Origin of the sequence: Pseudomonas sp. TWP3-1, assembly GCF_049896625.1 — a bacterium.
Taxonomy (GTDB): domain Bacteria; phylum Pseudomonadota; class Gammaproteobacteria; order Pseudomonadales; family Pseudomonadaceae; genus Aquipseudomonas.
Map to the genome: position 1 here is coordinate 152,604 of NZ_JAFCUQ010000010.1, position 23,742 is coordinate 176,345.

3 protein-coding genes are annotated in these 23,742 nt (G+C 63.2%); all 3 read left to right on the top strand.

Features of this window, described 5'->3' with window-relative positions; genetic code table 11:
• Positions 1 to 123 precede the first annotated feature (123 nt).
• The 3 genes from ACP7BN_RS15825 to ACP7BN_RS15835 are packed head-to-tail and all read left to right on the top strand — an operon-like array spanning position 124 to position 23,700.
• Positions 124 to 3,525, top strand: a complete 3,402-nt coding sequence (locus ACP7BN_RS15825) for an amino acid adenylation domain-containing protein (RefSeq protein ID WP_426205165.1) — start codon at positions 124 to 126, stop codon at positions 3,523 to 3,525.
• Complete coding sequence (locus ACP7BN_RS15830) at positions 3,522 to 11,360, top strand: amino acid adenylation domain-containing protein (protein ID WP_426205166.1); 7,839 nt, start codon at positions 3,522 to 3,524, stop codon at positions 11,358 to 11,360. Before ACP7BN_RS15825 ends, ACP7BN_RS15830 begins: the two co-directional genes overlap by 4 nt.
• Before the next feature lie 13 nt (positions 11,361 to 11,373).
• Positions 11,374 to 23,700, top strand: a complete 12,327-nt coding sequence (locus ACP7BN_RS15835) for a non-ribosomal peptide synthase/polyketide synthase (protein ID WP_426205167.1) — start codon at positions 11,374 to 11,376, stop codon at positions 23,698 to 23,700.
• The last annotated feature ends 42 nt before the right edge of the window (positions 23,701 to 23,742 follow it).

Consider the following 23,742-nt stretch of genomic DNA (forward strand, 5'->3'; position numbering starts at 1 on the left):
GGCGCACCTGACGGCCGTCTGCCGGGTATTGCCTGGCACCGCTAAATCATCGGGTTTGTCATTCGTTCTTGTTGATACGGCCGGGTCTCCCGGTCACGCCGCCGATCAGCAAGGACTCAATGCATGAATGCCGCAGACGCACAGAAACTCGCCCGTCGCTTTATCGAATTGCCGCAGGACAAACGCCGTTTGTTTCTCGCCGGCATGGCCCGTGAAGGGATCAATTTTGCGCAACTGCCCATGACTGCCTGCGTCGGGTCCGCCGAGCGTGACGGCTTGTCGTATGCGCAGCAGCGGATGTGGTTTCTCTGGCAAATGGACCCGCAAAGCGCGGCCTACAATCTGCCGATGGCCGTGCGCCTGAATGGCCCGTTGCAGCCCGAGGCGCTGGAGCAGGCGTTCAGCCTGCTGGCGGCGCGGCACGAGTGCCTGCGCACGACATTCGGTGAGGACGGCGAGCGCGCCTTTCAGCGCGTAGCCGAACCTGCGCCACTGCAACTGAGCGTGACCGATCTGCGCGCTGTGCCCGAAGATCAGCGCTGGCCGCTCGCGCAACAGCACATGATGGCCGAGGCCACGCAAGCCTTCGATCTGCAACACGGCCCGTTGCTCAGCCTGCGGTTGTTGCGGCTGGCGGATCAGGAACATGTGCTGCTGCTGACGTTGCACCACATCATTGCCGACGGCTGGTCGATGAACATTCTCATCGATGAATTCATGCGCACCTACGATGCGCTGGTCGCGGGGCGCCAGGCGCAATTGCCGGAGCTGAGCGTGCATTATCGTGATTACGCGCTGTGGCAGCGCAGTTGGCTGGAAGCCGGCGAGCGTGATCGCCAGCTCGATTACTGGCGCAGCCAGTTGGGCGAAGAGCATCCGGTGCTTGAGCTGCCCACGGATCGCGCCTATCCGGCGCAGGCCAGCCACCGTGGCGCGCGTCTGGAAACAGTGATCGACGCCAATCTGCGTCAGGCGCTAAAAAGCCTCGCGCAGCGTTCGGGCGTGACCCTGTTCGTGGTGCTGCTGGCCGCGTTCAAGACCTTGCTGCATCGCTACAGTGGCCAGACCGACATTCGCGTCGGCGGCCTGATCGCCAACCGCACCCGCAGTGAAACCGAAGGCTTGATCGGCTTTTTCGTCAACACGCAAATCCTGCGCAGTGAAGTCACGGCGCAAACACCTTTCACCGAGCTGTTGCACAGCCTGCGCCAGTCCGCGCTGGGCGCTCAGGCCCATCAGGATCTACCCTTCGACGCCTTGATCGAAGCACTGCAACCGGCCCGCAGCCAGAGCCATAATCCGCTGTTCCAGGTGATGTTCAATCATCAGCCGCTGGTTACCGACCTGCAGCAGGCGCAGCTCGAATCAGGGTTGCAGGTCGGCTATCTGACCGAGCAACAACTGGCCGGCAGTGGCCGCCAGCACGCAGCCACCAGCGACCTGATGCTCGACACCCGCGAGGAAGGCGAGCAGCTGTTCGCCGCGTTCACCTACGCCACCGATATTTTCGACGAATCAACCATTGCCGCATTGGCCGGGCACTGGCGCAACGTGCTGGCGTCAGTGTGCCGTGATCCGCAACAGCTGATCGGCGAGGTGTCGATGCTGGACGCCGCCGAGCGTGACGGGTTGATCCACAACACTGCGCCGGCGCCGCGACTGGCCAGCGTGCAGGCATTGTTTGAAGCACAGGTGGCACGCACCCCCGAGGCCTCGGCGGTGGTCCTCGCGAGCGAACCGTCACCGGCGCTGGCTTATGCCGAGCTGAACCGCCGCAGCAATCGTCTGGCCCATCAACTGCGCGCCCACGGTGTCGGTCCGGACGTGCTGGTCGGCGTGGCGCTGGGGCGCTCGCTGGAACTGGCTGTGGCGTTGCTCGCCGTGCTCAAGGCCGGCGGCGCTTATGTGCCGCTGGACCCGCAAACCCCGAGCGAGCGCCTGCGTCATGTGCTCGATGACAGCGGCCTGAAGCTGCTGCTGACCGACAGTCGAACCCTTGCCGATCTGCCGACGCTCGAAGGGGTACAGACGCTCTGCCTGGATCGCCTGCCCGAGAGCGCGGCCACGGACAATCTGCCAGACCTGGTCGAGCCGCAGAACCTCGCGTATGTGATCTACACCTCCGGCTCGACCGGGCGCCCCAAAGGCGTGGCGGTCAGTCACGGCGCGCTGAGCGAATTCATCGCCCGCGCCATCGACTACAGCGATCTGCGTGAAGGTGATCGGGTGTTGCAGTTCGCCACCAGCAGTTTCGACGGTTTCGTCGAGCAGTTCTTCCCGCCGCTGTGCCACGGTGCCTGCGTGGTGCTGCGCGACGCGCGGCTGTGGGACAGCGCGACGCTGCATCAGGTGATCATCGATCAGCGCATCACTCTGGCGGACTTGCCGGCCGCGTACTGGTATTGGCTGGTGCAGGAATACGCCGCCAACCCACCGGCCGGTTTCGGCGCCTTGCGTCAGATTCATGTCGGCGGTGAGGCGATGGCGGTCGACGGTCTGCGGCTCTGGCAACTGGCCGGCCTCGGTCATGTGCGCCTGCTCAATACCTATGGGCCAACCGAGGCGACGGTCGTGTCGACGATTCACGATTGTTCGGCACTGACCGCGCAAGCGGTGTCGTGGCGCGGTATTCCGATCGGCCATGGTCTGGATGCGCGCCGTCTGTATGTGCTGGACGATCACTTGAACCTGCTGCCGCAAGGCGCGGTGGGCGAGCTGTACATCGGTGGGCCGGGCCTGGCGCGCGGTTATCACCGGCAACCGCAGCTCAGCGCCGAACGTTTCATAGCCGACCCGTTCGCCAACGGTGAGCGTCTGTACCGCACCGGTGACCGGGCGCGGCTGCGCGCCGATGGTGCGGTGGAGTACATCGGGCGGGTGGATCATCAGGTGAAAATTCGCGGTTTCCGCATTGAGTTGGGTGAGATCGAAGCGCGCCTTCAGCAGTGCCCCGGCGTCCGCGAAGCCGTGGTGCTGGCCTTGCCGCTCAACGGCAGCGTGCAATTGGTGGGGTATCTGGTGGCCGAGCCAGCGATCCTCGCCAGCGGTACCAGCCAGGCTGCGTTCCGCCAGCAAGTCAGGACGGCGCTGCAAGCCAGTCTGCCGGACTACATGGTGCCGGGGCATTTGCTGCTGTTGGCGCAATTACCCCTGACGCCGAGCGGCAAGCTCGATCGCAAGGCCTTGCCAGCGCCGGATGCAGCGCAATTGCAGGTTGATTACCGCGCCCCGCAATCGGCAGTCGAGCAATGCGTGGCGCAGATCTGGATGGATGTGTTGCAGGTCGAGCGAGTCGGTCTGGACGACCACTTTTTCGAGCTGGGCGGGCACTCGCTGCTTGCGGCTCAGGTGATCGGCCGGATCAAGGTGCAACTGGGCGTGGTGTTGCCGCTGCGCAATCTGTTTGAAAAACCGCTGCTCGGCGATCTGGCCGAGGCGGTGGCGCAGTTGGCTGAACATGCAACGGATGACGACTGGTCCGATATGGATCTGTTCATGAATGCTTTGGAAGGAGAAGAAGTATGAACGGCACTATGGCGGAGCGCATCGCTAAGAGATTCGTCGGCTTGCCGCTTGAACAGCGTCGGCTGTTTCTGGCCAGACTGCGCGCAGAGGGCAAGGATTTCAGCCTGCTGCCTTTGCCGGTCAGTCGTCACGATTGCGCGCAGATCCCGTTGTCGTTCGCTCAGCAGCGGCTGCTGTTTCTCTGGCAGCTCGAGCCGCAAAGCGCGGCGTACAACATGGCTGCCGGCCTGCGCTTGAAAGGGCGGCTGGATGAGTCGGCGCTGAGCCGCTCGTTCGATCATCTGGTGGCGCGTCATGAAGTGCTGCGCACAGTGTTCCAAACCGACGGCGATCAGCCGCATCAGGTGCTGCTTGAGCAGCAGAGCGTACCGCTGGCGCGGATCGATTTATCGGATGTTGCTGCCGAGGATCGCGAAGCGGTGTTGGCGCAACAGGTGCAGGCAGTCACGGCGCAGCCGTTCGATCTGCGCCACGGTCCGTTGCTGCGTGCCAGCCTGTTTTGCCTGGCCGACGACGAATTCGTGCTGGTGGTGAGCATGCATCACATCGTCTCCGACGGCTGGTCGATGGACGTGATGGTCAAGGAATTCGTGCAGTGCTATCAGGCTTTCAGTCTTGAGCGCGAGCCGCAACTCCCCGCGCTGGCCTTGCAATACGCCGACTACGCCATCTGGCAACGACGCTGGCTGGAGGCCGGCGAGGGTGAGCGTCAACTCGATTACTGGCGTCAGCAACTGGGCGAGGAACACCCGCTGCTGGAAGTCGCGCCGGACTTTGCCCGACCCCTGACGCAAAGCTTCGAAGGCCAGACGCTGAGCTTCGACTTCGGTGCCGAACTGTCGCGCCAGCTCCACGGGTTCGCCCGCGCGCAGGGCATCAGCCTGTTCATGCTGGTGCTGGCCGGGTTCTCGCTGTTCCTGTCGCGTCAGGCCGGGCAGCGTGATATTCGTGTCGGCGTGCCCAACGCCAACCGTGGGCGCGCCGAGGTCGAGGGGCTGATCGGCTTCTTCGTCAACACGCAAGTGCTGCGCTGCGAGGTGGATGAGCGCGGCAGCTTCGAGGATTTGCTGGCCAAAGTGCGTGAAGCCGCGTTTGGCGCCCAGGCGCATCAGGAGCTGCCGTTCGAGCAACTGGTGGACGAGTTGGTGGCCGAGCGCACGCTGGGGCACAACCCGTTGTTTCAGGCCAAGTTCAACCAGAACGTCGGCATGCAGAAGCAGCGTGCGATGGCGCTGCCGGGCCTGAGCGTGGCGGAATATCCGCTGGGCAAAGACGGCACGCATTTCGATCTGGCACTCGACATCACCGACGACGGCGCGCTGATTCACGGGCAGATGACTTACGCCAGCGACCTCTACCGGCACTCGACCGTCGAGGGCTTTGTTCCGGCCTTGCTCGAATTGCTGGGTGAGCTGCTGAAAGCGCCGCAGGCTCCGTTGCACAGCGTAGCCACCGTTGTGCCGAGCGCACTGGCCGCACCTTGCGCGCCGGCATTGTCGGTATTGCAGCACTGGGCGCGTGAAGTCGCGCGGCAACCGGATGCATTGGCAGCCCGCGACCTCAGCGCGAGTGTGAGTTTTCAGGCGCTGGATCAGGCGGCCAATCGCCTCGCACAGCATTTGCGGGCGCTGGGTGTAAGCGACGGTCAGCCGGTGGCGGTGCTGATGGAGCGCTCGCTGGACTGGCTGACGTGCGTACTCGGGATCTTCAAGGCCGGTGCGGTGTATATGCCGCTGGACGTCAAGGCACCGACCGCGCGTTTGCAGCAGATGGTGACCAGCGCCAAGGCTGGCGTATTGCTCTGCGCCGCGGGCGATGCGCGAGTTGAGCAACTGGCGGTCGCCGGTTGTCAGGGCGTGGTGTTCGATGCGCAGCAATGGCATCAGCAGCCGTCATCTGCGCCTGACTTGAGCGTGTCGGCACAGTCGCCGGCCTATGTGATTCATACCTCCGGTTCCACCGGCCAACCGAAGGGTGTGCTGGTCAGCCATGGTGCGCTCGGCAGCTATGTGCGCGGGGTGCTCGAGCGTCTCGAACCGGCAGCCGACGCCAGCATGGCGCTGGTCTCGACCATCGCGGCGGATCTGGGCTTCACCGTGCTGTTCGGGGCGTTGTGCTCCGGTCGATTGCTGCACGTGTTGCCGGAGGAACTGGGTTTTGATCCGGACCGTTTTGCCGAGTACATGGCCGAGCATCGGGTGGGCATGCTGAAAATTGTTCCGGGACATCTGGCGGCGTTGTTGCAGGCGTCGCGGCCAGCCGATGTGTTGCCCGGGCAGGTACTGATCGTCGGCGGCGAGGCCTGTCCGCCAGCGTTGGTGGCGCGGGTGCAGCAACTGAAACCGGGTTGCGGGATCATCAACCATTACGGCCCGAGCGAAACCACGGTCGGCGTGCTGGCGCATGACGTTGGCGGGTTGCCGGCGGATGCCCGCAGTGTGCCAGTCGGCACGCCATTGACGGGCGCGCATGTGTATGTGCTCGACGACGTGCTGAACAGCGTGGCCGATCAGGTCGCGGGAGAGTTGTACATCGGCGGCGCCAGCGTCGCGCTGGGTTATCTGGGCCAGCCGGGCCTGACCGCCGAGCGCTTCGTGCCGGACCCTTACGGTAGCGCCGGTGCGCGGGTCTATCGCAGCGGTGACCGGGTGCGGCGCAATCGCCAGCAGGCGCTGGAATTCATCGGCCGCGCCGACGATCAGGTCAAGGTTCGCGGATATCGCGTGGAGCCGGCGGAAGTCGCGCGGGTGTTGCTCGGGCTGGAGGGCGTCAGCGAAGCGGCAGTGCTCGCGCTGCCATTGGATGATGATCCGGCGCGTCTGCAACTGCTGGCGTGGATCGTGCCGGCGCCGGGTGTGGCGCTCAAGGCCGAAAGCCTGCGCGAGCAACTGAAAGCCTGTCTGCCGGATTACATGGTGCCGGCGCAGCTCGTCCTGCTCGAACAACTGCCGCTGACCGCCAACGGTAAACTGGACAAGCGCGCCTTGCCGGTGCCGGGTGTGGTGACCCAGCGTTTCGTGGCGCCGGTCGGCGAGGTCGAGGTAAAACTCGCAGCGATCTGGGCCGACGTGCTCAAGCTTGAGCGCGTGGGCAGCACGGATAACTTCTTCGAGCTCGGCGGCGATTCGATTCTGAGCCTGCAAATCATCGCCCGGGCCAAGCGCCAGGGCATCAAGCTCAGCCCCAAGCAATTGTTCGAGAAACAGACCGTCGGCCAATTGGCTGCAGTCGCCAAGTTGATCGAGGCCAAACCGTCGGCGGCTGCTGTGGCGCAGAAAGTCAGCGGTAATCTGCCGCTGCTGCCGATTCAGGCACGCTTTTTTGAAACGCCGATTGCGCAGCGTCAGCACTGGAACCAGTCGGTCCTGTTGCAGCCGCAGAGCGTGCTGGATGCCGGGCATTTGCACGCGGCGCTGTTGGCCGTGATCGAACACCACGACGCGTTGTCCCTGAACTTCCAGCTATCCGGTGCGAGCTGGCAGGCTGCGTTTGAGAGTCAGCGTGACCCCGAGCTGCTGTGGGTACGCGAGCTTCAGGACAGCGCCCAACTGAGCGCGCTGGCCAACGAAGCCCAGCGCAGTCTTGATCTGCAACACGGCCGGCTAATGCGCGCGGTGCTGGCGACGCTGCCGGACGGCGAACAGCGCTTGCTGCTGGTCATTCATCATCTGGTGGTCGACGGCGTGTCTTGGCGCATCCTGCTGGAAGACTTGCAACTGGCTTACCGCACGCTCGCAGCGGGCAGGGCGCTTGCCTTGCCGGGCAAAAGCAGTTCGCTGCAGAGCTGGGCCGAACACCTGCACCGCTACGGGCAGAGTGATGTGCCGGGTGGCAAACGTGAGTATTGGCTGCAGACCCTGAGCGCGGACCACGCCGAGTTGCCGCGTGATTTCGCCGTGGACCTGCAAGCCCGCGCGCACGCCGCCCGCGTCAGTTCGCGCTTGAGTCAGGCCTGCACGCACAAGTTGCTCAAAGTCGCCCCGGCCGCTTACCGCACCCAGATCAACGACCTGTTGCTGACAGCGCTGGCGCGGGTGTTGTGCGACTGGAGCCAGCAGCCTTCGGTGCTGATCCAGCTCGAAGGGCATGGCCGTGAAGACCTGTTCGACGACGTCGATCTGAGCCGCACGGTGGGCTGGTTCAGCAGCTTGTTCCCGGTGCGTCTGACGCCGGCGGCCGCGCCTGGCGCCTCGCTGTGCGCGATCAAGGAGCAACTGCGCGCCGTGCCGGGCAAAGGCATTGGTTACGGCGTGCTGCGCTACCTGACCGGCGCCGAAGAGTTGCGCGCATTGGCGCCGCCACGGGTGACCTTCAACTATCTGGGGCAGTTCGACGGTGCATTCAGCGCGGCCGACGGTGCGTTGTTCGTGCCGGCCGCCGAGAGCGCCGGGGATACTCAGGATGTTGCGGCGCCGCTGGGTAACTGGTTGAGCATTGACGGTCAGGTGTACGGCGGCGAGCTGGAATTGACCTGGACGTTCGGCGCGGGCATGTACCGCGCCGACACGGTGCAGGCGCTGGCCGATGCTTATCGTGTCGAACTGGAACGTCTGATCGAGCATTGCTGCGACAGTGGCGAAGCGGCTGTCACGCCGTCCGATTTCAATCTGGTGAGCCTGACTCAGGCGCAGCTTTCGGCACTGCCGATAGCGGCACGCGACATCACTGACGTGTACCCGTTGTCGCCGATGCAGCAAGGCATCTTGTTCCACAGCCTCAACGACCCCGACAGCCCGGCGTACACCAATCAATTGCGCGTCGATGTGCAGCATTTGCAGCCTGAGCGCTTCCGTCAGGCCTGGCAGCAGACGCTCGAAGCCCATGACATTTTGCGCACCGCGTTTGTCTGGCCGAGCGATGCGGCGGCGCCGGTGCAAGTGGTGCGCAACACCGTGCAGATGCCGTGGAGTGTCCACGACTGGCGCGGCCGCAGCGATCTCGATACGGCGCTGACACAGCTGGCCAATGACGATCTGGCCAACGGCTTCGACTTGACCGGCGCGCCGCTGTTGCGGGTGTCGCTGGTGCGTAGCGATGACGTCGGTTATCACCTGATCTACACCTGTCACCACATTCTTATGGATGGCTGGAGTACTTCGCAGTTGTTCGGCGAAGTTCTGCAACGCTATGCCGGTATCACGCCGGCCACCGCTCAGGGACGTTATCGCGATTACATTGAATGGCTCGGTCAGCGCGATCAGGCAGCCAGTCGGCAGTTCTGGACCCAGGCACTGAGTGATCTCGAAGAACCGACGCGCCTGGCCAGTGCCTTGCCGATGCAGGCCGGCGGCGCAAGCGGTTATGCCGATCACCAGCACGTGTTCAGCGCAGCGCTGACGTCTGAGTTGAACCGCTTCGCCCGCGAGCAGAAAGTCACGCTCAACACATTGGTGCAAGCAGCGTGGCTGGTGCTGTTGCAGCGTTACACCGGTCAGGACTGCGTGGCGTTCGGCGCGACCGTCGCCGGCCGGCCGACCGATTTGCCTGGCGTGGAGCAGCAGATCGGCCTGTTCATCAACACCTTGCCGGTGGTCGCGGCGCCGTCCGCCGAGCTTGCGGTCGAGCACTGGTTGCAGCAGGTGCAGGGTCTCAATCTGGCACTGCGCGAGCACGAGCACACGCCGCTGTACGATATTCAGCGTTGGGGCGGGCTGGGTGCGGGCGCGTTGTTCGACAGCATTCTGGTGTTCGAAAACTACCCGATGGCCGAAGCGCTGGAGCAAGGGCCGGCCACCGGTCTGGTGTTCTCGGATATTCGCCGTCAGGAGCAGACCAACTACCCGCTGACGCTGGTGGCGGTCACCGGTCGCGAGCTGAGCCTTGGGGTCAGTTACGATCAAAGCTGTTTCGACGCACCGACCATCGTTGGCCTGAGTCAGCAGCTTGTAGGTCTGCTGGCCCAGTTCCTCGACGATGCCACGCAACCGTTGGGTGCGCTGCAACTGTTGGCAGAGCCGCAGCGCCAGCAAGCGATCAACTGGGGCCAGGCGCCGGTCAGCGCGGCGGATTCGCGCACCGTGCTGGAACACATCGCGGCGCAGGTGCAGCAGCAGGCGGACGCTACGGCCATCGTTTTCGGCGAACAGCAGATCGACTACCGCAGCCTCGATCTGCAAGCCAATCGACTGGCGCACAAGCTGCAAGCGCTGGGTGTCGGCCCGGAAGTGCGGGTCGGCGTGTGCATGCGTCGCACGCCGGACATGCTGGTCGGCCTGCTGGCGATCCTCAAGGCCGGCGGTGCCTACGTGCCACTCGACCCGGATTATCCACAGGAGCGTTTGCTGCACATGCTTGAGGACAGCCGCGCCGCCGTGCTGCTGACCGAGCCTGCCGCGCAGGCGATGTTGCCGTCGGGGCTGAAGGCTCAAGTGCTGTTGGTCGAGGAGGGCGCGCAGTGGCTGGCCGGGTATCCGTCGACAGCGCCGGTGGCAAGTATCAGCGGGCAGAATCTGGCGTATGTGATTTACACCTCGGGTTCCACCGGCAAGCCCAAGGGCGTAGCGATCAGCCACGCCAACCTCTCGGCGCTGATTCAGTGGTCAGCTGGCCAGTACCGCGCCGAGCAACTGCGCGGCGTTCTGGCTTCGACCTCGATCTGCTTCGACCTGTCGGTCTGGGAGATCTTCGTCACGCTGGCTTGCGGTGGCTGCATGGTGCTGGCGGACAACGCCCTTGCGCTGGCCGATCTGCCGGCGCGCGAGCGCGTCACGCTGATCAATACGGTGCCGTCGGCGATTGCCGCGTTGCAACGGGCCGGGCAGATCCCGACTTCGGTGGCCACGATCAACCTTGCCGGTGAACCGTTGAAGCAGAGTCTGGTGGACACGCTGTACGCGACGACCTCGGTGCAGCAAGTCTACGACCTGTACGGCCCATCGGAAGACACCACGTATTCGACCTTTACCCTGCGTACCGCGCAGGGTCAGGCGAACATTGGCCGACCGCTGGACAACACCGTGGCTTACCTGCTCGACAGTCAGTTGCAAGTGCTGCCAGCCGGTGCCGCCGCTGAACTTTACCTGGGCGGTGCCGGCGTGACGCGCGGCTATCTGCTGCAAGCCGCGTTGACTGCCGAGCGCTTTGTACCCAATCCGTACGCCAGCAACGGTGAACGGCTATACCGCAGCGGCGATCTGGTGCGCCAGAGCCGTGACGGCAATATCGAGTACATCGGGCGGGCCGATCATCAGGTGAAGATCCGTGGTTTCCGCATCGAGCTCAGCGAAATCGAAGCGCGGTTGCTGGAGCAGGACGAGGTTCGCGAAGCGGTGGTTCTGGCGCAGGATGGCGCGGCAGGCAAACACCTGCATGGCTACGTCGTGGCGGCGCAGCCGGTGAGTGATCGCGTGTTATTGGCCGAACGCCTGCGTGTAGCGTTGGCCAGCCGATTGCCGGCGCACATGGTGCCGGGCCATCTGCATCTGATCGAGGCGGTGCCGCTGACTCCGAACGGCAAGCTTGATCGCAAGGCGCTGATGGCCTTGGGCGAGAGTCCAGCAACGCAGCAGTACGAGGCGCCGCAGACCGACTTGCAGTGGGAGGTGGCGACGGTCTGGCAGGAAGTGCTCGAGGTCGAGCGCGTGGGGCTGGCGGACAACTTCTTCCAGCTCGGCGGGCACTCGTTGCTGGCCACGCTGGTGGTCACGCGGATCAAGGAGCGTATGGGCGACAAGGTGCCGCTCAAGGAACTGTTCGAAGCCGACACCCTGCAAGCGTTTTGCAAACGGATCGAAGCCTTGCGCGTCGAAATGTCGCCCGTTCAGGATGAATTGGCTAAATCCCTGGAGGCCCTCAAACGTCTATCCCTCGATGATCTGGAAAAACTGATTTCTTGAGAGGGAAAAACGCGTGCAAGAGTTAATCGAGTCGGTAGGACAACTTTCGGCTAAGCAAAGAAAGGCTCTGGCGGTTCTGCTCAAGCAGAAAGGCGTCAACCTCTTTGACATTGCCCCGGTTTTCAAGCGCACGGCTGAAGAGCCGTTGCTGCTGTCCTACGCCCAGCAGCGCCAGTGGTTCCTCTGGCAATGGGCGCCGCACAGCGCGGCCTACAACATTCCGACGGCCCTGCGTTTGCAGGGCCCGCTGGACGTGAATGCGCTGGAGCGCAGTATCGAAGCGCTGATCGCCCGTCACGAAACCTTGCGCACGGTGTTTTCTCAAGAAACCGAGCAACCTCTGCAAACGATCCTGCCCGCAGGATCGTTTGCCCTCGATATCCATCAACTCAGCCCTCAGCTGGCGAATGATGCGGATGCCTCGATCCAGGCGTTCGTGCAGACCCAGAGCCAGCAAAATTTCGATCTGCAGCACGGCCCGCTGCTGCGCGCGGCACTGCTGCAGGTCAACGCCAATGATCATGTGCTGGTCCTGACCCTGCACCACATCGTCTCTGACGGTTGGTCGCTGCAGGTGATGATCGAAGAACTGGTGCAGCTCTACGCCGGTTTCAGCCTTGGCCACGACGCCGGTCTGCCGGCGCTGCCGATTCAATATGCCGACTATGCGCTGTGGCAGCGCCAGTGGATGGAGGCCGGCGAACAAGCGCGGCAACTGGCCTATTGGCAGGACAAACTCGGCGGTGAACAGCCAGTGCTGGAACTGCCGCTCGATCGTCCGCGCGGCGTCGAGCAGAGCTTCGCCGGTGCCAGCCATAATCTGATTCTCGATGCGCAACTGAGCAACGCTTTGAAGGCGTTTGCTCGTCAGCAAAACGTCACCCTGTTCGTGTTGCTGCTGGCATCGTTCCAGGCCCTGCTGCACCGTTACAGCGGTCAGTCGGACATCCGCGTCGGTGTTCCGGTGGCCAACCGTGGCCGGGTGGAAATCGAGCGCTTGATCGGCTTCTTCGTCAACACGCAGGTGCTCAAGGCTGATGTCGACGGCCAGACGCCGTTTGTCGATCTGCTGCGTCAGGTCAAGCAGGCCGCGCAAGAGGCTCAGGCGCATCAGGACTTGCCTTTCGAGCAACTGGTCGAAGCACTTGAGCCAGGCCGCAGCCTGAGTCACAGCCCGTTGTTCCAGGTCATGTTCAATCATCAGGCGGAGCGTCGCAGCAGTGTCGAGACGCGCCTGAACGGGCTGAGCATCGAGCCGCTGGAATGGCAAAGCCAGACTGCGCAGTTCGATCTGACCCTCAACACCACCGAACAGGCGCACGGCATCGAAGCCGTGCTCAAGTACGCCACCGATCTGTTTGACGCGTCGACCATCGAGCGCCTGGCGCGGCACTGGGTCGCGTTGTTGCAGGCGATTGTCGAGCAGCCGACAGCGCGCATCGGCCAGTTGCCGATCATCAATGACGCAGGTCAGCAACAGCTGCTGCGCCAGTGGAATCCGACGCGGGTCGAGCACCCCGTCGAGCAGTGCCTGCAACAGGTCATCGAAGCCCAGGCTGAACGCCATCCCGAAGCGACTGCGGTGACATTCGCCGGCCAGTGCTTGAGCTACGCCGAGCTGAATCGGCGGGCCAACCAGTGGGCACATATGTTGATCGCGCGCGGCGTCGGCCCGGATGTGCGGGTCGGCGTGGCCGTCGAACGCTCACTGGAAATGATCATCGCGATTGTTGCGGTGCTCAAAGCGGGTGGCGCGTACGTGCCGCTGGATCCGGGTTATCCCGATGACCGTTTGCGCTACATGATCGAAGACAGCGGCATCGAGTTGCTGTTGACCCAAGGGCATCTGTTGGCGCAACTGCCGGTGCCACCGGGCCTGGCCTGTGTCGATCTGAGCCAGCCAGCGGAGCAGGGCAGTAACGCCAACCCGGTCTGCCTGACCACGCCTGACAACCTCGCCTACGTGATTTACACATCGGGTTCGACCGGCAAACCCAAAGGTGCGCTGCTGCCGCACAGCAACGTTATCCGACTGTTCAGCGCGACCGAACATTGGTTCGGTTTCGGGCCGCAGGACAGCTGGACGCTGTTCCATTCCTACGCTTTCGATTTCTCGGTGTGGGAGATTTTTGGCGCGCTGCTGTACGGCGGCAAACTGGTCGTCGTGCCCCACGACGTCAGCCGCAACCCGGACGATTTCTACAATTTGCTGTGCGATGAAAACGTCACGGTCCTGAATCAGACGCCTTCCGCGTTCAAGCCTTTGATGCAAGTGGCCAGCGAATCGTCGCGCGCCAACGCGCTGCGTTATGTAGTGTTCGGTGGCGAAGCGCTGGAAGTGCAAAACCTGCGTCCGTGGTTCGAGCGTTTCGGCGACCGTGCTCCGACGCTGGTGAACATGTACGGCATCACTGAAACCACGGTGCACGTGACATATCGTCCGCTGTCCATGGCTGACCTTGAGCAAAGTCATAGCAGCCCGATCGGTGAGCCGATTGTCGACCTGTCGTGGTACTTGCTCGACAGCACGCTGAATCTGGTGCCGCAGGGCTGCATCGGCGAGTTGTACATAGCCGGCGCCGGCCTCGCCCGGGGCTATCTGAATCAAGCCGGCTTGAGCGCTACGCGCTTCGTTCCCGATCCGTTCAACGCGCGGCCTGGCGAGCGTCTGTACCGCACCGGCGACCTGGCGCGGCTGCGTGGCGACGGGGTGATCGAGTACATCGGCCGGATCGACCATCAAGTGAAGATCCGCGGTTTCCGTATCGAACTGGGGGAAATCGAGGCGCAACTGCTCAAGCACCCGGATGTACGTGAAGCCGTGGTGCTGGCGGTCGACGGTATCAGCGGTCAGCAACTGGCAACCTGGATCGTCGCGAGCGAGGTGCTGGAAGCCGAAGGGCAGGGCGCACTGCGTGATTCGATCAAGGCGCATTTGCGCGAAACTCTGCCGGATTACATGGTTCCGGTCAGTTGGGCATTCCTTGAGCGCCTGCCACTGACGGCCAACGGAAAACTGGACCGCAAACAACTGCCGCATCCGGAAATCGCGCAGGTGCAGGAAGTCTATGCGGCACCGCGCAACCAGCTGGAACAGCGTCTGGCGGCGCTCTGGCAGGACGTGTTGAAGGTCGAGCGGGTCGGCCTCAATGACAACTTCTTCGAGCTGGGCGGTGACTCGATCATTTCGATTCAAGTGGTCAGCCGTGCCCGTCAGGCAGGCATCCGCATTACTCCCAAAGACATCTTCCAGCATCAGACCGTGCAGCGCCTGGCCACGGTTGCGCAACAGAGCGACGTGGTGCTGGCAACTCAGGGCGAGGTGTTCGGCGACGCCGTGCTGACCCCGATCCAGCAGTATTTTTTCCACAGCGATATCCCCGCGCGTCATCACTGGAACCAGTCGATTCTGCTGACCCCGGCCACACCGCTGGCGGCGGAACCGCTGGAGCAGGCGCTGCAATATCTGCTAAGTCACCATGACGCTTTGCGCCTGCGCTATCGCGAAACCGCGGGTGGCTGGCAACAGGCGCATGCCGCGCTGGAGCACAGCCAGACGCTGTTGCGCAGCGTTACTCTGCAAGACAGCACCGAGTTGCCGGCGCTGTGTCAGGAACTGCAACGCAGCCTCGATCTGGCCAACGGCCCGCTGATCCGCGCCGTGCTGGTCGACTTGCCGGATGCCAGCCAGCGTCTGTTGCTGGTGATCCATCACCTGGTGGTCGACGGTGTGTCGTGGCGCATCGTGCTCGAAGATCTGCAACGCGTTTATCAACAACTGACCAGCGGCCAGCCACCGCGCCTGCCGGCCAAGACCACCGCGTTCAAGGATTGGGGCGCGCGTTTGCAAGCGCATGCGCGCAGCGCGCAGTTGGAGTCCGAACTCGATTACTGGCACGGGCAGTTGCTCGGCGCTGAGGTCGAACTGCCGGTCGACAACCCGCAAGGCCAGTTGAGCAATCGCTTCGAACGCAGCGTCGATACGCGTCTGGATGCCGAACGCACCCGCCAACTGCTGCAACAGGCGCCGGCGGTGTATCGCACCCAGGTCAACGATCTGTTGCTGACCGCGCTGGCGCGGGTGTTGTGTGAGTGGACCGCGTCTGACAGCGCTCTGGTGCAACTCGAAGGTCACGGGCGCGAGGATCTGTTCGATGAGCTCGACCTGAGCCGCACCGTGGGTTGGTTTACCAGCATGTTTCCGGTACGCCTGACGCCTGCCGCCGGTTTCGAAGCCTCGATCAAGGGTATCAAGGAGCAATTGCGGGCGATCCCGAACAAGGGCATCGGCTACGGCTTGCTGCGCTATCTGGGCAGCAGCGAGGCACAAGCGGCGTTGCGTGGTGCCGCGCAGCCGAAGGTGACGTTCAACTACCTCGGCCAGTTCGACAATAATTTCGATGCCGATGCCTTGTGGGTGCCGGCCACCGAAGACAAGGGCGCCGGTCAGGATGAACGGGCACCGATGGCCAACTGGCTGACGATTGATGGCCGGGTTTATCAAGGGCAATTGAGCCTGACCTGGACCTACAGCTCCGATGTTTTTGAAGACGCGACGATCCAGGCGCTGGCGCGTGCCTATGAAGTGGCGCTGGCCGAATTGGTCGAGCATTGTCTGAACCATCCGAGCGGCGGCCTGACGCCGTCCGACGTGCCGCTGGCCGGGTTGTCGCAAACCCATCTGGACAATTTGCCAGTGGCCGCTCAACGGATCGAGGACATCTATCCGCTGGCGCCGATGCAGCAGGGCATTCTGTTCCACAGTCTGTACGACGCCGATGCCAGCGCGTATGTCTATCAAATGCTGTTGGACATCGAAGGCCTCGACGTTGCGCGCTTCCAGCAAGCCTGGCAACGCGTGGTGGATCGCCACGAAGTGTTGCGCGCCGGTTTCATCTGGGGCCGCGATGGCCTCGACGCGCCGCTGCAAGTGATCCATCGCCAGTTGCCGCTGGAAATGCCCGAAGTGGATCTGCGTGGCGAGCCGGATCTGGCTGCGGCCATGGAGGCGCGTGCCCAAGCCGATCTGGCGCGCGGCTTCGACCTGCAGAATCCACCGTTGCTGCGTCTGTGCCTGCTGCGCACGGCGGATGAGCGCCATCGGCTGATCTTCACCTGCCATCACATCCTGATGGATGGCTGGAGCAACTCGCGGATGTTCGGCGAGGTGTTGCAGGACTACGCCGGGCACCCGGTGCCGGGCGCTCAAGGGCGTTACCGGGATTTCCTCGACTGGCTGCAACGCCAGGACAAAGCGGCCGCGCAAGCATTCTGGCGCGGGCAACTGGCGCAACTCAGCGAGCCCACCCGACTGGCCTCGGCCTGCCACGGCAAAACCCTGGCGGGCGCGGGCAAGGGCGTGCATCGCCTGACGTTCGACGCGGCATTCACCGCTCGGCTCAACGGTTTTTCGCGGCAACAGCAAGTCACGCTCAACAGCGTGGTGCAGGCGGCATGGTTGCTGATCCTGCAGCGTTACACCGGCCAGGCCACGGTCGCCTTCGGTGCAACCGTTTCGGGGCGCCCGGTGGATCTGCCGGGCATCGAACAGCAACTGGGCCTGTTCATCAATACCTTGCCGGTGATCGCCAGCCCGCAGCCAACAGTCAGCGTGGGTGACTGGGTGCGCAGCGTGCAGGAGCAGAACCTGCTGCTGCGCGACTTCGAGCAAACGCCATTGCAGGACATTCAGCGTCTGGCCGAGCTCAGCGGTGAAGCGCTGTTCGACACGTTGCTGGTGTTTGAAAACTATCCGGTTTCGGAAACCCTCGAAGCCAATCCTGGCGGCTTGCGCTTCGGCGGTCTGGAGCACCGTGAGCAAACCAACTACGGCCTGACGCTGATTGCCGGCGCCGGCGAAACCTTGAGTCTGGACTTCAACTATCTTACCGAGCAGTTTGCCGAGTGCAGCATTGTCGGGCTGGCCACGCATCTGCGAGAAGTCCTGCAGCAATTCCTCGATGCGCCGCAACAGCGCTTGGGCGAGGTCGGGTTGCTGTCTGCCGCCGAGCACGCGACGCTGGCGCAGTGGAACGCCAACCATGGCGCCTACCCGGTCGAGCGCCTGATTCATCAAAGCTTCGAAGCGCAGGTGGCCAGCCGTCCACAGGCACTGGCCCTGAGTCATGGCGGCGCGACCCTGAGCTACGCCGAACTCAACCAGCGCGCGAATCAGTTGGCCCGCCATCTGCTGGCGCTGGGGGTCGGTGCCGAGGTGCGCGTGGGCGTGGCGATGCCGCGCTCGGCCGAACTGGTGATCGCCCTGATGGCGGTGCTCAAGGCGGGCGGCACCTATGTGCCGCTGGATCCGGACTACCCGGCCGACCGTGTGGCTTACATGCTTGAGGACAGTCAGGCGAAAGTCCTGCTGACCCAGCAGTCGCTGCTGGCGCAATTGCCGCAGACCGACGCGCAGGTGGTGTTGGTCGAGGCGGGCGGTCAGGCGTTTGCCGACGCGGCGCTCGACAACCTCGACGCGCAGGGCGACTCGGCCAATCTCGCCTACGTGATTTACACCTCCGGTTCCACCGGCAAACCCAAAGGTGTGGCCATTGCGCACCGTAACGTGCAGGCGCTGATTCATTGGTCTGCCGAGGTCTACAGTGAGGCGGATCTGCAAGGTGTGCTGGCGTCGACATCGGTCTGCTTCGACCTGTCGGTGTGGGAGATTTTCGTCACCCTCGCGCGCGGCGGATCGATCGTCATGGCGCGCAATGCCCTGGAGTTGCCGGACCTTGCGGAGCGCGATCAGGTGCGGTTGATCAACACCGTGCCCTCGGCCATTGCCGCATTGCAACGCAGCGGGCAGATTCCGCACGGCGTGCGCATCATCAACCTGGCCGGTGAGCCACTCAAGCAGAGCCTCGTCGACACGCTGTACCGCGAGACTGCGGTCGAGCATGTCTACGACCTGTACGGGCCATCCGAAGACACCACGTATTCGACCTGGACGCGCCGCGAAGCGGCGGGTCAGGCGAACATCGGCCGGCCGCTGGTAAACACCGCCGCCTACTTGCTCGATGGCCAGTTGCAGGCGGCCCCGATCGGGATCGCCGCCGAGCTGTATCTGGCCGGCGACGGCATCACGCGCGGCTATCTATTGCGCCCGGGACTGACTGCCGAGCGCTTCGTGCCCAACCCGCTGTCGACGACCGGCGAGCGTATGTACCGCACCGGCGACCTCACGCGTTTGCTGGATGATGGCCGGCTCGAATACGTCGGTCGCATCGACCATCAGGTCAAGGTGCGTGGCTTCCGGATCGAGCTGGGTGAAATCGAAGCCCGCCTGCTGGCGCAGGAGAGTGTCCGCGAGGGCGTGGTGCTGGCGGTGGATGGCCACAGTGGTCAGCAACTGGTGGCGTATGTGGTGCCAAGCGACTGCAGCCTGAGCCTCGTCGAACGGGATGACTTGAGCGAAGCGTTGCAGACCTCGTTGAAAGCGCATTTGCCGGATTACATGGTGCCCGCGCAATGGCTGTTCCTCGAACAGTTGCCATTGACCCCCAATGGCAAACTCGACCGCAAGGCCTTGCCGGCACCGGACGTCAGCCAGTCGCAGCGTGAATATGTGGCGCCGTCGACGCCGCTGGAACAGCAACTCGCCAAGGTCTGGCAGGACATTCTGAAGATCGAACGGGTCGGCGTGACCGACAACTTCTTCGCTTTGGGCGGCGATTCGATCATCTCGATCCAACTGGTCAGCCGTGGCCGTCAGCAGGGGATTCGGTTTACCCCGAAAGATCTGTTCCAGCAGCAGACCGTGCAAAAACTCGCTGCTGTGGTATCGGTCGATCATGCAGATTCTGCGAGCGACGCTCCTGCAGACTATCCGTTGGCCCAACTGGATCAGGCGCAACTCGATGCGTTGCCGGTACCGGCCGACATGATCGAGGATGTTTATCCGCTGTCGCCGATGCAGGAAGGCATGCTGTTCCATACGCTGTCGGATAATGGCAGCAGTCTTTACATGCAACAGGTCAGCCTGCCGATCAAGGGCCTGGACGTGGAGCGCTTCCGCCAAGCGTGGGAATTCGTCATCGTCCGTCAAGCGATTCTGCGTACCAGTTTCCATTGGCAGGACGGTCTGGCCAAACCGTTGCAAGTGGTGCATCGCCACGCCCCCTTGCAGATGGAGGTGCTCGACTGGCGTGAACGGGATAGCAGCGAAGAGCTGATCGCCGAATTCGCCAGCAATGACCGTGCCCTCGGCTTCGATCTGGCCGATGCGCGCTTGCAGCGGATCACCCTGCTGCGTCTGAGCGACGAGCAATACCAGATGATCTGGACCAGCCATCACATTCTGATGGACGGCTGGAGCAGCTCGCGGCTGTTCGGCGAAGTGTTGCAGCACTACTCGACGGGCACGGTCAGCGGCGAGAACGGGCGTTATCGCGATTTCATCGCCTGGCTACAGGCGCAGGATCAGGACGCGCAGGAGTTGTTCTGGAAAGCGCGGCTGGCGCCGGTCAGCGAACCGACCGCGTTGAGTCAGGCGCTGCATCCGCGCCACGCCGCCGATGTCAGCGGCCACGATGCGATCTACTCCAATTGGGATCAGCAGCAGACTGCGCGGCTGTTGCAGTTCTGCCGCGACCTGCGCATTACCCCGAACACGTTGATCCAGGGCGCGTGGCTGCTGTTGTTGCAGCGCTATACCGGCCAGCGCACGGTGACCTTCGGTGCCACGGTTTCCGGGCGCCCGGAAGGTCTGGCGAATGTCGGTAACATGCTCGGCCTGTTCATCAATACCTTGCCGATCATCCAGACGCCGCAGGCGGATCAGCGTCTGGCTGACTGGCTGAACGAGGTGCAGGCTTACAACCTCGACATCCGTGACTATTCCCAGGCGCCGCTGGCCGATGTGCAGCGCTGGTCGAATCTCGGTGGCCAAAGGTTGTTCGACAGCATCATCGTGTTCGAAAACTTCCCGATCGATGATCGTCTGCAGGAGGAAAACGACACTGATCTGACCTTCGGTAAATCCATTGGTCACGGCGTCACCAACGTGCCGATGGACCTGGCGGTAATGCTCGGCGACGAGCTGTCGATCGAGTATTTGTACCTGCGCAGCCATTTCAGCGCCGAGGCCGTGGAAGGCATTCGCCAGACCATGGAAAACACCCTCGCCGCGATGATGGCGGCGCCGTACGAGCGCCTCGGTAATTTGCAGCGCCTGAGCATCGAGCAATGGCAAGCGGCCCAGTCCTGGAGCTCCGAGCCTGCGCACACGCATCAAGCGGCGCTGTTGCCGGAACTGATCAGCCGTCATGCGCAACAGCAGCCGCACGCCATTGCGCTGCAATGCGCCGGGCTGAGCCTTAGTTACGCCGAACTCGAACAACGTGCCAACCGCCTGGCACATTGCCTGATCGAGCACGGTGCGGGGCCGGAAGTGGTGATCGGCGTGGCGCTGCCGCGTTCGCTGGAAATGGTTGTCAGCTTCCTTGCCGTGCTCAAGAGCGGTGCGGCGTATGTACCGCTGGACATCGATTATCCGCCTGAGCGTCTGGCGTTCATGATCGAGGATTCACGCATGGCGTTGCTGCTGACCCAGAGCAGCCTGCGTGCCACGCTGCCGGTCCCCGAAGGGCTGCTGCGGCTGGAAATCGACCACCTCGATGCAAACCTTTACGCCGATCACGCGCCGATCTGCCGCGCACAGGAACAAAGTCTGGCGTATCTGGTTTATACCTCCGGTTCGACCGGCCGGCCGAAGGGCGTCGCGGTTACGCAGGGGCCGCTGAGCATGCATTGTCAGGCCATCGCCGAACTGTACGAAATGGACAGCAGCAGTTGTGAACTGCACTTCATGTCGTTTGCTTTCGACGGCGCGCATGAGCGCTGGTTGAGTACGCTCTACAGCGGTGGTCGTCTGGTCATCCGCGACGGCTGTCTGTGGACGCCGGAGCAGACTTACGCGGCGCTCCACGAATATGGCGTGACGATTGCCTGCTTCCCGCCGGCCTATCTCAAACAACTGGCGGAATACGCAGCGGCCAGCGGCATTGCGCCGCCGCCCGTACGCATTTACTGCTTTGGCGGCGACGCCGTGCCGGATCAGACCTTCGAACAGGTTAAGGCAGCGCTGCGTCCCGAGTACTTCACCAATGGTTATGGCCCGACCGAAACCGTGGTCACGCCGATGCTGTGGAAAGTGCCTGTCAGCCAGCACTGCGAGGCGGCTTATGCGCCGATCGGCCGTGCGGTCGGCGCGCGTTCGCTGTATGTGCTGGACGAGGATCTGAACCCGCTGCCGCCAGGTTTTGCCGGCGAGTTGTACATCGGTGGTTATGGGGTCGCCCGTGGCTACCACGGCCGACCGGATCTGACCTGCGAGCGCTTCGTGCCCAACCCGTTCGCGGCCGGCGAGCGGCTGTATCGCAGCGGAGATCTGGTGCGCCTGCGTCAGGACGGCGTGGTCGATTACGTCGGACGCATCGACCATCAGGTCAAGGTGCGCGGATTCCGCATCGAGCTCGGTGAAGTCGAAGCCAGTCTGCGTCAACTGGAAGGGGTCAGCGATGCACTGGTTATCGCCCGCGACAATGCTTCCGGCAAACAACTGATCGGTTACGTGGTGACGCCAACCGGTGAGGACATCGGCGATGAACTCAAGGCCGGGCTGCGCGCCACGCTGCCCGAGTACATGGTGCCGGCACAGATTGTCTGCCTGAGTGCTTTCCCGGTCACGCCCAACGGCAAACTCGACCGCAAGGCGCTGCCGGAACCCGACTTCACCAGCGATGAATACGTTGCGCCACGCAACCAGCAGGAAGCGCTGCTGGCTGAGATCTGGGCTCAGGTGCTGCAGGTCGAACAGGTAGGCATCAGCGACAACTTCTTCGAGCTGGGCGGCGACTCGATCCTCAGTTTGCAGGTGATTTCCCGCGTCAGGAACCATCCGACGTTACAGATGGATTTGAAGCTGCGCGATCTGATGCGTTATCAGACCATCGCCGGCATCGTCGAACAGGGCGTGGCGAAGGAGGGCGGTGAGCAACCGCAGGTGGACCTCACGCAAGTGGCGAGTGAAGGTTTGTTCAATCTGTTGCCGATTCAGGAGTGGTTCTTTGCCGAGGGCATGGCCGAAGCCCACCACTACAACCAGTCATTGTTGCTCAGTGCGCGGCAGCCGCTCGATCTGCAAGCGCTTGAGCAAGCGTTGGGCTGGATCGAAAAACACCACGATTCCTTGCGCCTGCGTTTCACGCAAGAAGGCGGGCGCTGGCTGCAACGCTATTGCACCGCCCCCGGGCAGGAAGAAGCGTTGCTCTGGCGCCGAGAAGCCGAGAACAGCGAGCAGGTCGAAGCGCTGGCCAACCTCGCCCAGCGCAGTCTGAAACTGGATGACGGGCCTGTGTGGCGGGTGATGCACGTAGCCTTGCCGGACGGTCAGGCGCGACTGTTGGTGGTTATCCATCACCTGGTGGTCGACACGGTGTCCTGGCGGATTCTGCTGGATGATTTGAAAGTCGCTTATGAAGCATGCGTGCAAGGTCTGCAACCACAGTTGCCGATTCGCAGCAGCAGTTATCGGTCGTTTGCCGAGGCGTTGCAGGCTCAGGCGCCGCTGATCGCCGAGCAGGAACTGGCGTACTGGCTGGAGCAACTGGATCAACCCGGCGTCGACCTGCCTTGCGACAACCTGCGTGGCAAAAATCAGGTGCGCCAGCAGGCGCAGGCGCGGCTCAAGCTGTCGCGCGAACACACCGAGCAGTTGCTCAAGCAGGCACCGGCGGTCTACCGAACGCAAATCAACGACCTGCTGCTGTCGGCTCTCAGTCGCGCGCTGTGCCGCTGGAGTCAACAACCGTCGGCGCTGATTCTGCTGGAAGGGCATGGTCGCGAAGACCTGTTCGAGTCCATCGACCTGAGCCGCAGCCTCGGCTGGTTTACCAGCATGTTCCCGGTACGGCTCAGCCCGGACAGCGATGACATCGGTCGTTCGATTGTCAACGTCCAGGCGCAGTTGGCGGCGGTGCCGAACAAAGGCATCGGCTACGGCGTGTTGCGGCATCTGGCGGGGGCCGGGGTGTCCAGGCAACTGGCTGATCTTCCGCAGGCACGGGTGACCTTCAACTACCTCGGGCAGTTCGACCAGAGCTTCGACGAGCAGGCGCTGTTGGTGCCGGCGTTGGAGGAGACTGGCGACAACTACAGCCTCAAGGCCAACCTGGGCAACTGGCTGGAAATTGTCGGACAGGTGTACGACGGCCAATTGGCGTTGCGCTGCATTTACAGCAGCCAGCGTTACCGGGCCGGCACCATGGATGCGCTGATGCAGGACTTTCAGCGTGAGCTCGAAGCATTGATCGAGCACTGCATGGCGCGCGTGGGCTGATCGCCGCGCAGTTGGTTATTTCCGGGGGGCGCTGCCGAGGCG